Annotated in this window: 8 protein-coding genes; all 8 read left to right on the top strand. The window is 49.0% G+C overall.

Annotated features, from left to right (window positions below; genetic code table 11):
- Nucleotides 1-12 precede the first annotated feature (12 nt).
- Complete coding sequence (locus BWI44_RS09605) at nt 13-1,872, top strand: outer membrane protein assembly factor BamB family protein (protein ID WP_286813103.1); 1,860 nt, start codon at nt 13-15, stop codon at nt 1,870-1,872.
- Nucleotides 1,873-1,904: 32 nt separating this feature from the next.
- Nucleotides 1,905-3,368 carry a glycosyltransferase family 2 protein gene (locus tag BWI44_RS09610; RefSeq protein ID WP_195208742.1) on the top strand — a complete coding sequence of 488 codons (1,464 nt, stop codon included), beginning with the start codon at nt 1,905-1,907 and terminating at the stop codon, nt 3,366-3,368.
- A 2-nt stretch (nt 3,369-3,370) separates the two neighbouring features.
- Nucleotides 3,371-4,303, top strand: a complete 933-nt coding sequence (locus tag BWI44_RS09615; RefSeq protein WP_195208741.1) for a DUF4922 domain-containing protein — start codon at nt 3,371-3,373, stop codon at nt 4,301-4,303.
- Between the two features lie 63 nt (nt 4,304-4,366).
- Complete coding sequence (locus BWI44_RS09620) at nt 4,367-5,746, top strand: SpoIID/LytB domain-containing protein (RefSeq protein WP_117707975.1); 1,380 nt, start codon at nt 4,367-4,369, stop codon at nt 5,744-5,746.
- 24 nt (nt 5,747-5,770) lie between these two features.
- Nucleotides 5,771-7,093: an MFS transporter gene (locus BWI44_RS09625; RefSeq protein WP_138290957.1), complete on the top strand. Its 1,323-nt coding sequence runs from the start codon at nt 5,771-5,773 to the stop codon at nt 7,091-7,093.
- A gap of 34 nt (nt 7,094-7,127) precedes the next feature.
- Nucleotides 7,128-8,360: an exo-beta-N-acetylmuramidase NamZ family protein gene (locus BWI44_RS09630; RefSeq protein WP_195208740.1), complete on the top strand. Its 1,233-nt coding sequence runs from the start codon at nt 7,128-7,130 to the stop codon at nt 8,358-8,360.
- 132 nt (nt 8,361-8,492) lie between these two features.
- Nucleotides 8,493-11,408, top strand: coding sequence for an FAD-binding and (Fe-S)-binding domain-containing protein (locus BWI44_RS09635; protein WP_286813185.1), 2,916 nt, complete (start codon nt 8,493-8,495; stop codon nt 11,406-11,408).
- A 25-nt stretch (nt 11,409-11,433) separates the two neighbouring features.
- Entirely contained in the window at nt 11,434-12,621 is a 1,188-nt protein-coding gene (locus BWI44_RS09640) for an acyltransferase family protein (RefSeq protein ID WP_115503026.1), read from the top strand.
- Nucleotides 12,622-12,631: the final 10 nt, after the last annotated feature.

Here is a 12,631-nt window from a genome sequence, read left to right on the forward strand (position 1 = left end):
CAATCATCATCTATGAAGCGAAGACTTTTAATAATGTTCCTGTTGGGCTGCCTGCTACCGTTCGCGGTACAGGCACAACATGGCACATTCCGTTTTGCGCAAATAACGGACATCCATTTCAGCCCCAATAATTCCAACCCGACGGAAGACTTGCTACGTTCCGTCGCGCAAATAAATGCGACAGACAGTATTGACTTTGTTTTGGTTACGGGCGATATCACTGAAGAAGGCGACCGTGCCACTATGCTGAAAGTCAAAGAGACATTGGATTTACTGAAAGCAAAGTATTACGTGGTTCTCGGTAACCATGAAACCAAATGGAGCGACTCCGGTTGTACTGCCTTCGGTGAGATATTCGGCGGCGAACGCTTTGAATTCGAGCATAAAGGCATCCTGTTTCTGGGTTTCAACTCCGGCCCGTTGATGCGTATGGCTTACGGACATGTCGTTCCGCAGGACATCCGTTGGATGACGGAAGAAATGGATAAGTTTGGAAAAGACAAACCGGTTATACTCGTCACACACTATCCGTTACTGGACGGAGATGTGGATAACTGGTATGAAGTAACAGATGCAGTACGCCCCTATAACATTCGTCTGTTCATCGGCGGGCACTATCACCGTAACCGGGATTTGCGTTATGATGGCATTCCGGGTATTTTGATGCGCAGCAACCTGCGTGATAAAGATGGAAAACCGGGATATGGCATCTATGATATAACGAAAGATTCAATCCTCGTCTACACTCAACGCATCGGCGAATCGAAAAAACAATGGGCTGCTTTCTCGCTGGCTCAGCCCTATTATGATCGTAATGGAAAAGCAGAGAAATACCCCGATTTTTCAGTCAACACAGCATACCCGAATGTGAAAGAACAGTGGATAGTACAAACCGGTGCAGGCATCTATTGTTCACCTGCAGTAGAAAAAGAAAAAGTGTTCGTCGGAGACGATATGGGTTATCTGACTTGCTATGCCTTGAAGAATGGAAAGAAACTATGGAACTTCCAATCCGGCAAACGCATTGTAGGCACTCCGGCTGCGGCAGACGGTGTAGTCGTATTCGGTTCTGCCGACCGTAACATCTACGGTCTGAACAGCAAAGACGGAAAACTGCTGTGGACTGTAAAAGCAAAAAGCCCGGTACTGGGTGCGGTAACCATTGAAAATGGAATTGCCTACATTGGTGCCAGCGATTCTACTTTCCGTGCAATTGATATCCATACAGGTAAAGTAATCTGGGTATATACCGGTGTGAAAGGATACATTGAAACCAAACCACTGGTAACAGCCGACAAAGTGATCTTCGGTGCCTGGGACAATACCCTCTATGCATTGAATAAGGCAGACGGCAAGGAATTATGGAAGTGGACAGGCGGTTTAACGCGCATGCACTTCTCACCCGCAGCCGTATGGCCGGTAGCTGCAGAAGGCAAAGTATTTATCACCGACCCGCAACGTGCCATGACGGCTATCAATATAGAAAATGGAGAAACAATATGGCGCACTTTCCAGTCTATGGTACGTGAAACGATTGGTTTATCGGAAGACGGAACGCGCGTATTCAGCAAGACTATGAACGACAGTATTGTCTGCTATGCCACACAAGGAGATCAACCCCGTGAATTATGGGCAAGTAACGTCGGCTTCGGATACGAACATGCACCCTCTATGCAAGTGGAAAAGGGAGGTGTAATGTTCGGCAGTACCAAGGAAGGATTGATCTTTGCTTTGGAAGCCCAGACAGGTAAAGTCTTGTGGAAACATAAGATAGGTAACTCACTGATCAATACCGTAGTGCCGCTGAACGGGCAACAGGTATTGTTCACCGCCACCAGTGGCGAAGTAGGACTGCTACGAGTTAAAAATTAAAGAATTAATAATTAAAAGCAATATAGGACATTATGAATAAAATCAATTGCTTCGTTCCTTTCTCAGGAGCTGCACAAGCGGAAAAGACAGTAAAAGGCCTGCAAGAAACCGGCTTAGTGAATAACATCTATCTGCTCGCCCTACCGGACGTTACAGAAAACCTGCCCGGATGCAGTACTCTGCACATGCAATCCATCCAGTCCAGTACCACCATGAGGGATATTGCCGGACATAGCGATGCAGAATATACGCTGATCTATACAAAATATACAACGCTTGAACTGGGGTTATTCGCCCTGGAGCGTATGATACACATTGCTGAAGACAGTGGTGCAGGCATGGTATACGCTGACCGTTACCAAGTAAAGGAAGGCAAGCAAACCAATGCCCCGGTGATAGATTATCAATTCGGCTCATTGCGCGATGATTTCGACTTCGGTTCCGTACTGTTATTCCGTACGAATGCATTCAAGGAAGCCGCTGCCCGCATGAATGAAGACGAATATAAATTTGCCGGACTTTACGACCTTCGTCTGAAAGTAAGCCAGAAAGCAAGTCTGGTACACATCAACGAGTACCTGTACAGCGAAATCGAAGACGATACCCGCAAAAGCGGTGAGAAGATATTCGATTACGTGGATCCCAAAAACCGCGACCGTCAGATTGAAATGGAACAGGCTTGTACCGAGCATCTGAAAGAAATCGGCGGCTATCTGGCACCTGAATTCAAACAAATAGAATTCTCAGCAGGTAACTTTGAATATGAAGCTTCGGTTATCATCCCTGTACGCAATCGTATCCGTACCATCCGCGATGCCATTCATTCGGTATTGAAGCAGAAGACCGACTTTAAGTTCAACCTGATTATCATCGATAACCACTCTACGGACGGAACCACAGAAGCTATTGACGAATTCAAGAACGACGAACGCCTCATCCACATCATCCCCGAACGCAATGACCTGGGTATCGGCGGTTGCTGGAACATGGGGGTGCATCATCCCAAGTGCGGTAAGTTCGCCGTACAACTGGACAGCGACGATGTATACAAGGATGAAAACACACTGACTATCATGGTTCGCGCTTTCTATGAACAGAATTGCGCTATGGTGGTAGGTACTTATATGATGACGGACTTCAATATGAATATGATTGCTCCGGGTATTATCGACCACAAAGAATGGACACCCGAGAACGGACGCAACAACGCACTCCGCATCAACGGTCTGGGCGCTCCGCGTGCTTTCTATACTCCGGTACTGCGTGAAGTGAAAGTTCCGAACACCAGCTATGGTGAAGACTATGCACTGGGATTAAACTTCTCCCGCCAATACCAGATCGGTCGTGTATATGACGTAGTTTACATGTGCCGCCGCTGGGACGACAACTCGGATGCTTCACTGGATATCGTGAAAATGAATGGTCATAATCTGTATAAAGACCGCATCCGTACTTGGGAACTTCAGGCACGTGTAGCAATGAATAAGAAAGGATAACTATGAACCAAACCATAAACAATTTGTTCACCGAGCAACTAGTCTCCTGGGAAACGGCTCGTAACAACTACGCCGCCCTTTCGGGTGTGCAGGTGAAGGAGCTGGATGTAAACGGTATTCCGTATAAGGTACAGTTCAATCCTGCACGTATCGTTTCTTCGGGAGCTAAAGTAGATGCCCAGTCCATCAAGGAACGTAAATGTTTTCTCTGCCCGGCCAATTTACCGCCGGTGCAGAAAGGAATTCCGTTCGAAGGACATTATAATATCCTGGTCAATCCGTTCCCTATCTTTCCCCGCCACCTGACGATACCGGAAGTGGCACACGTGAACCAGCGCATAGCCGTCCGTTTCAAGGATATGCTGGCATTGGCACAGGCGTTGACGGATTACACAATATTCTATAATGGTCCCAAGTGTGGTGCCTCCGCCCCCGATCACGCTCACTTCCAGGCAGGCAACAAAGGTTTCATGCCTATTGAAAAGGACTGGCGCGAACAAGTAGCAGGCAAAGTGGCAGGTTACGGTGAAGCTACCCTCTGGTACTTGAATGACGCTCCCCGTGCAACATTGGTCATTGAAGCAGCCAATAAGAAACATGCTGCCGCCCTGTTCGATATCATTTATCATTCACTGGACATCAAACCGGGAGATGACGAACCGATGATGAATGTATTGGCATGGTACGAAGATGAGAAATGGATCGTATGCGTATTTCCACGTGAGAAGCACCGTCCGGCTTGCTATACAGCAGAAGGAGATGCCAATTTATTGAGCAGTCCTGCATCCGTAGACCTCGGCGGAGTGTTTATCACACCGGTCGAAAAAGACTTTCTCAAGATTACCGCCGAAGACATAGCCCAGATCCTGAGCGAAGTATCGCTTTCTGCCGAAGACTTCCATCAGGTACGTCAGCGCATTAAAGAGAAGATATAATAAAACGGAGTATCCTTATTCTCCTCCGGAGAGGGGAATTAAGATAGTAATTAATAAGATAATATGAAAGAACCCAAAGTACACGTAGGCATATTGTTCGAGCCGCAAATAGAGTTTATCCTGCTGAATCCGTACCGCATCAACGGTATGGAAATCAGTGGCAAGCAGGTTGTGACCTACAACGAAGGCAGGATACTGTGGAACGGACGCCTTTATGACGAGCTTCTATTTGAACCTGTAAACGAAGCTACCGACGCTTTCGAACTGCTTGATGTCACCATCGGCATCAACTTCCACTGGGAGCGTAAAGAAGACCAGCGCTTCCTGGGTTCTCTGAAGATTATTGTGGAGAACAAGAAGCTGACAGGCATCAACGTCATCCACGTAGAAGATTACCTGACCAGCGTAATCTCCAGTGAGATGAGCGCAACGGCTTCGTTAGAGTTGTTGAAGGCACATGCAGTGATTTCACGAAGCTGGCTCCTTGCAATTGACAATTCAATTGACAATTCCTTACGGCATGACAGCGCAGCACCCAATAACGCAGCCAATTGTCAATTGTCAACTGTCAATTGTCAATTGAAGTGGTATGAGCGCGACGCCCATACCCGTTTCGACGTCTGTGCAGACGACCATTGCCAGCGTTATCAAGGCATCACCCGCGCCTCCACCGAAATCGTAAAGCAAGCTATCGCTGCCACCCGCGGACAAGTATTGACGTCTGACGGTAAGATATGTGATGCCCGCTTCTCCAAATGCTGCGGCGGTGCATTCGAAGAATTCCAGTATTGCTGGGAAGATACACCCCATCCGTATCTCCGGAAACAACGCGACTTCCGCATCTTCAATCCCAAAACCTGCGACCTCAGCTTTGAAGCTACCCGACCCGGTGGAGGATTACCCGACCTGACGGATGAACAGGAAGCGGAAACGTGGATTCGTACCTCTCCACCGGCCTTCTGCAACACCACAAATAAGAGAATCCTTTCGCAGGTGCTGAACAATTACGACCAGGAAACCACCGACTTCTACCGCTGGAAAATGGAATACACCCAAGAAGAACTTTCTGCACTGATCCTGAAACGCTCCGGCATCGATTACGGGCAAATCATCGATCTTGTCCCTATCGCCCGTGGAACTTCAGGTCGCCTCTGGAAACTGAAAATCGTAGGAACCAAACGGACGCTCACCATCGGCAAAGAACTGGAGATACGCCGTACGCTGTCCACTTCCCATCTCTACAGTTCCGCATTCATAGTAGGTAAGGAAGACGTCTCTCCCGAAGGTATCCCCGGACGCTTCATCCTCACCGGAGCTGGTTGGGGACACGGCGTAGGCTTGTGCCAGATCGGCGCCGCCGTCATGGGCGAGGAAGGATATAAGTATGACGCAATACTGCTACACTATTACATAGGCGCAAGTATCGAGAAGCTATATGACTAATTCAACAAAACAATAAACAATATCATGAACAGTACAAAAAGAATATCACCGTGGGCATGGGTACCTACCTTATACTTTGCACAAGGCATCCCCTACTTCATAGTCAACAACATCTCGGTACTGATGTTTGCCAAGATGGGTGTTCCCAATGGAGAGATGGCTTTGTTTACGAGTTTGCTGTATCTACCCTGGACCATCAAGCCCTTCTGGAGCCCGTTCATCGACATCATCAAGACCAAACGATGGTGGATCATCTCTATGCAAATCCTGATGTCGATAGCATTCATCCTGTTGACACTGTCTATTCCGAAACCGGATGAAGCAGCGATAGCTGCCGGAACAACTCCCATCAGCATGTTCACCATCACACTGATTCTCTTCATCATTACAGCATTTGCTTCGGCTACACATGATATTGCCGCCGATGGCTTCTACATGCTGGCATTAAGACAGAGCGACCAGGCTGCATTTGTCGGTATCCGAAGCACCTTCTACCGCCTTGCATCCATCTTCGGACAAGGAGTACTCGTAGCCATAGCCGGTGCCATCGAGCTGAGGTACAAAGACATTCCACTGTCATGGACCATCACAATGCTGGTTACAGCCGTCATGTTCAGTTTGGTAACTTTCTATCACCTCTTTGCAATACCCAAGCCTACCTCTGACAAGTCTGTGCTGACACCGGGAACAGCCAGTGCAAAAGCCATATTCCAAGAGTTCGGGCGCACATTTGCCACTTACTTCACCAAACCCGGCGTATGGCTGGCCATCGCATTCATGCTGCTTTATCGCCTGCCCGAAGCATTCCTCATCAAGATGTGTATGCCTTTCCTGGTAGCTTCTAAAGAGGCAGGAGGTCTGGAACTTTCCACGGCAGAAGTAGGTATTGTGTATGGCACTATCGGAGTGATATTCCTCACCGTAGGCGGTATCCTGGGCGGATTGTTTGCATCGCGTATCGGACTGAAGAAATCCATTTGGTGGATGGCGGGATGCATGACACTCCCCTGTCTGACCTTCGTCTATCTCGCCATCGGCCAACCCGATAATCTGTTTGCCATCTCCACGGCCATTGCCATCGAGCAGTTCGGCTACGGATTCGGATTCACGGCCTATATGCTTTATATGATGTACTTCTCCGAAGGAGAGTTCAAGACGTCGCACTATGCCATCTGTACCGCCTTCATGGCACTGAGCATGATGATTCCGGGCATGTTTGCAGGTTACCTTCAGGAAGCAGTCGGCTATGTCAACTTCTTCTGGATCGTAATACTCTGCTGTGCCGCCACTATTGTGGTCACGGTGTTTGCCGACAGGAAGATTGACCCGACATACGGGAAGAAGTGATAAGTGATAAAGTGATAAAAAAGAACGATTCATTATGAAAAAGTATATTCTCCTCTGTGTCCTCTGCTTCCTCTGTGGTGCATCGCAGGCACAAAAGATTCGGATAAAGACAGGTATCGAAGTCCTGAAAGATCAGAACTTCAAGTGCTTGGAAGGCAAACGCGTAGGTCTGATTACCAACCCCACCGGAGTGGATAATCAGATGAAATCCACCATTGACATTCTGCATGAAGCACCGAACGTAAATCTGGTTGCCCTCTTCGGTCCGGAGCATGGGGTTCGTGGCGACGTACATGCCGGCGACCACGTGACAGACATCAAAGATGCCACCACCGGATTGCCCGTATATTCCCTTTACGGCAAAACCCGCAAGGCTACACCGGAGATGTTGAAAGACATTGACGTATTAGTCTACGATATCCAGGATATCGGTTGCCGCTCATTCACCTATATCAGTACAATGGGACTGGCTATGGAAGCAGCAGCCGAAAACGGTAAAGAATTTATCGTATTGGATCGCCCCAACCCGGTAGGCGGACTCAAGATAGAAGGCAATCTGGTAGAAGATGATTGCATTTCTTTTGTCAGTCAGTTCAAGATTCCGTACCTTTACGGGCTGACTTGCGGTGAGCTGGCATTGATGCTGAACGGAGAGAAGATGATGGCAGCACAATGCAACCTGCATGTTGTGAAAATGAAAGGTTGGAAACGCAAGATGGACTATGTACAGACGGGATTGCAATGGGTACCCTCTTCTCCGCATATTCCCCATCCGCACTCGGCTATATTCTATCCGGTAAGCGGTATTCTGGGTGAACTGGGATACATGTCTATCGGGGTAGGCTATACGATACCGTTCCAGATGTTCGCCGCACAGTGGGTAGAAGCAGAAAAACTGGCGGTAAACCTGAACGCATTGAACGTGCCGGGTGTTGTATTCAGGCCGATGTATCTGAAACCCTTCTACTCCGTGGGTAAGGGTGAATTGTTGCAAGGCGTACAAGTACACATCATGGACGTGCAGAAAGCCCCGCTGAGCGACATCCAATTCTTGGTGATGCAGGAAATCGCAGCGCTCTATCCTGACCGTGCCGTATTTGAGCATGCCGACAAGGGACGTTTCCGTATGTTCGACATGGTAAGCGGCTCGGAAGAGATACGCAAGCGGTTCTCACAGCGCAACCGATGGGAAGATGTTCGCGACTATTGGTATAAGGATGCTGAAGACTTCCGACGGTTGTCGAAGAAGTACTACCTGTACAAGTAGGGAACAATAAATGCTTCTTGCACCGAAAAGAACCATTAAGGAACCGAGATGTCATAAGAGGTGACGAGTGCTTGTCATCACAGGTAGGTGAAAGAAGAAAAGAATGATAAGGAAAAGAAAGGCGAAAACACTATGGTAAAAAGTAGCTACACTTCGTTTTTGCAGGAAATAAGGGGACTTATTCCGCAAGATAGGATATACACCGACGAACTGCGCCGGTTAGCATGGGGAACAGATGCGGGTTTCTACCGCCTCATCCCACAAATCGTGATTCGTTCCAACAGCGAAGAGGAGATCTCCGACCTGTTGAAACTTGCCGACCGTTACGGTCTGCCAGTAACGTTTCGTGCCGCAGGAACCAGCTTGTCGGGACAAGCCATTAGTGACTCTATCCTGATAGTAGCCGGAAAACATTGGGAGAAGTACAGCATTTCTCCCGATCATGAACAGATTACCTTGCAACCGGGCATCATCGGTCAGCGGGTTAACGAGATTCTCGCACCCTACGGACGTAAGTTTGCTCCGGACCCGGCAAGCGTGAAAAGTGCCATGGTAGGTGGCATTGTCATGAACAACGCCTCGGGTATGAATTGCGGTACACACGCCAATAGTGACAAGGTACTTCTCTCCGCCCGCATCGTATTGGCGGACGGCACCGTACTAGACACAGGGGACGACATTTCGCGTGCTTCCTTCGAAGCCACCCACCCCGATTTCCTTAACCGCATCTGCGAACTGCGCGATCGGATACGTGCCAACGAAGAACTCTCCGCACGCATCCGCTACAAATATTCCATCAAGAACGTAACCGGACTGAATCTCCTGCCATTCGTCCGCTTCGACGACCCGTTCGATATTATTGCCCACCTGATGGTAGGCTCGGAAGGCACGCTTGCGTTCCTTTCCCAAATTACCATGCGCACAGAGTACGACTATCCGTACAAGGCTAGCGCCATGCTCTATTTTACCAACATCAAGGATGCCTGCCGGGCGGTGGTGGCGATGAAAGAACTCTCAAATGACAATACTTCCGCATCAGAAGCAGACAGAAAGATAGTAAAAGGCGCCGAACTGCTGGACTATAAGAGCCTCTCTTCGGTAGAAGATCCTGTCTACTTAAAGTATAAGCAAGAAGTTGCCGATGCCTCCGGCCTCACAGCCGTGCTGACCGAAACCAAAGCCCGCACCCGCGAGGAACTGGAACAGAACATCTCAGTAATCGAGAAATGTCTGAAAACTTTCAGCACCTACATCCCCGTGCACTTCACCGACCGGCCGGAAGAATATTCCAAGTATTGGGCTATCCGCTCAGGCATATTCCCATCCGTAGGTGGTACACGCCAGCCGGGCACTACCTGCCTCATCGAGGACGTAGCCTTCCACATCGAAGACCTGCCCGAAGCCACTGCCGACCTGCAACAGCTCATCGCCCGCCACGGCTACGATGATGCCTGCATCTACGGTCATGCCCTGGAAGGCAACTACCATTTTATCCTGAACCAGTCCTTCAGTACCGACGCCGAAGTAAAGCGCTACGAGGACCTAATGAATGACGTAAAGACTCTGGTAGTCGATAAATACGACGGTTCGCTGAAAGCAGAACATGGCACCGGACGTAACATGGCCCCCTTCGTGAAATATGAATGGGGAGAGGCAGCTTTTGAAACCATGAAGGCAGTCAAGCAGTTGTTCGACCCGAAAGGGCTGCTCAATCCGGGCGTTATCTTCAATGATGACCCGCAATGCCACATCAAGAACTTCAAACCGTTGCCGTTGATTCCTATCGACGAAGCCAGTCCTGCCGAAAAAGTAAACAAGTGCATCGAATGTGGCTTCTGCGAAGTGAACTGCCTGTCGTGCGGCTTTACCCTTTCTTCGCGCCAGCGCATTGTATTGCAACGGGAAATATCACGTCTGAAACAAAGCGGCACAGCCCCGGAACGTCTGTCTCTACTCGAAAAACAATACCGCTACCCGGGCAATCAAACTTGCGCAGGAGACGGACTATGCTCCATGTCTTGCCCGATGAATATCAATACAGGCGACCTGACCCACATCATCCGCCAGGAAATACTGCCGAAAGGTAGCCTCGGATATAAAGCAGGAGATTTCGTAGCCAATCACTTCGCCGGTGTTAAGAGTAGTCTACGCCCCGTTTTATCATTAGCCAATTTCGGACACTCCGTATTAGGAACCAAAGCCATGAGCAGCATTACGAAAGGGATGCACAATGTATTGGGCGTACCTTTGTGGACGCCTGCCATGCCGAAAGCTTATTCAATTGACAAGTCACAATTGTCAACAGTCAATTGTCAATTAAACAAAGTAGTTTATTTCCCCAGCTGCATCAACCAAACCATGGGCCTCCCGAAAAAATCCCCCGTGGAGCAACCTTTGGTAAACAAGATGATCTCCCTCCTACAAAAAGGCGGTTACGAAGTCATCTTCCCCAAGGACATGGACAAGCTCTGCTGCGGCACCATTTGGGAAAGTAAAGGTATGCTCGACATTGCTGACCGCAAAGCTGCCGAACTCGAAGCCGCCCTTTGGGAAGCCAGCGAGCAAGGCAAATACCCAGTTCTCTGCGATCAGAGCCCCTGCCTGCACCGCATGCGCGAAACCATTCAAAAGATGAAACTCTACGAACCTGCAGAATTCATCTACACTTTCCTGCGAGACAAACTGGTCTTCACGCAGACCGACCGCCCCGTAGCTGTACACATCACCTGCTCCATGCGTAAAATGGGTCTGGCAGATACAATTATCTCCCTGGCAAAACTCTGTTCTACGCATGTCTTCGTACCCGAAGAAGTAGGCTGCTGTGGTTTTGCCGGCGACCGTGGATTCACCTATCCTGAACTGAATTCCTATGCCCTGCGCAAACTCCGTCCGCAGATAGAAGCATCGGGTATCACTATCGGCTACTCCAACAGTCGTACTTGCGAAATAGGACTGACTACCAACTCAGGTATCCCCTACGTCTCTATCGCCTATCTTGTAGACCAATGCACGAAGAGCGTGAAAGCTGAAGCAACTGATAACTTATAACTAATAACTTAACACACTTATTACAATGAACAGTCAGACCAAGACAAACAAGCGCATTCTTGCCCTCGACATCCTTCGCGGTGTCACCATTGCGGGCATGATTATGGTGAACAACCCCGGCACTTGGGGACATATATATGCCCCCCTGCGCCACGCTGAGTGGAATGGCCTCACCCCCACCGATCTCGTCTTCCCTTTCTTCATGTTCATCATGGGTATCTCTACCTATATCTCCCTGAAGAAGTACAATTTCGAGTTCAGCCATGCAGCCGCCATGAAGATATTGAAGCGTACCATTATCATCTTCCTGATCGGACTTGCCATCGGCTGGTTCTCCAGATTCTGTTACTACTGGGCAGGTTCCCATGAAGGGCTCAGCTTCGGCGAACAACTCTGGGCATCCGTCTGGACCTTCGACCGCATCCGTATCCTGGGTGTCATGCAGCGTCTGGCCCTTTGCTACGGTGCTACCGCTATCATTGCGCTGACTATGAAACACCGTCATATCCCTTACCTCATTGCCACATTGCTGGTAGGCTACTTCATCCTGCTGATGTGTGGCAACGGATTTGCTTACAATGAAACCAATATCCTCTCCATAGTGGACCGTGCCATCCTCACCCCCGCACACATGTACAAGGACAACGGCATTGATCCCGAAGGTCTTTTAAGTACCATCCCCTCCATTGCCCATGTATTGCTGGGCTTCTGCGTGGGTCGCATGATGCTGGACAGCAATAAATCCGAGAGCCGCGAAGCGTTACTGAATTCTCACCTGATCAAATTATTCCTGGTTGGCGCCATCCTTACTTTTGCAGGCTTCCTGCTGAGCTACGGGTGTCCTATCAACAAGAAAATCTGGTCTCCTACTTTCGTCCTCACCACTTGCGGATTGGCCTCTACTTTCCTTGCATTGCTCATCTGGATCATCGACGTGAAAGGATACAAGAAATGGTGTACTTTCTTCGAAGCTTTCGGTGTCAACCCCCTGTTCATGTACGTTCTGGGTGGAGTGCTCGGCATCCTGTTCGGCAGCATCAGCTTCCCCTGGGGCGATGGCAGCATCAGCATACACGGATTCTTATACAAGATTGTTCTCATGCCGATATTCGGTGAGACAGGCGGTTCACTGGCCTATGCATTGCTCTTTGTAGCCATCAACTGGTGCATCGGCTATCAATTGTATAAACGGAAGATATATATCAAGATATAGTAGCAAGCAG

Origin of the sequence: Bacteroides sp. Phil13, assembly GCF_001940965.1 — a bacterium.
GTDB lineage: Bacteria > Bacteroidota > Bacteroidia > Bacteroidales > Bacteroidaceae > Bacteroides > Bacteroides intestinalis.

Bases quoted from the DNA above. Each gene is read 5' to 3' on its own strand.
- BWI44_RS09605 (WP_286813103.1), top strand. From the start codon at position 13: ATGAAGCGAAGACTTTTAATAATGTTCCTGTTGGGCTGCCTGCTACCG.
- BWI44_RS09610 (WP_195208742.1), top strand. From the start codon at position 1,905: ATGAATAAAATCAATTGCTTCGTTCCTTTCTCAGGAGCTGCACAAGCG.
- BWI44_RS09615 (WP_195208741.1), top strand. From the start codon at position 3,371: ATGAACCAAACCATAAACAATTTGTTCACCGAGCAACTAGTCTCCTGG.
- BWI44_RS09620 (WP_117707975.1), top strand. From the start codon at position 4,367: ATGAAAGAACCCAAAGTACACGTAGGCATATTGTTCGAGCCGCAAATA.
- BWI44_RS09625 (WP_138290957.1), top strand. From the start codon at position 5,771: ATGAACAGTACAAAAAGAATATCACCGTGGGCATGGGTACCTACCTTA.
- BWI44_RS09630 (WP_195208740.1), top strand. From the start codon at position 7,128: ATGAAAAAGTATATTCTCCTCTGTGTCCTCTGCTTCCTCTGTGGTGCA.
- BWI44_RS09635 (WP_286813185.1), top strand. From the start codon at position 8,493: ATGGTAAAAAGTAGCTACACTTCGTTTTTGCAGGAAATAAGGGGACTT.
- BWI44_RS09640 (WP_115503026.1), top strand. From the start codon at position 11,434: ATGAACAGTCAGACCAAGACAAACAAGCGCATTCTTGCCCTCGACATC.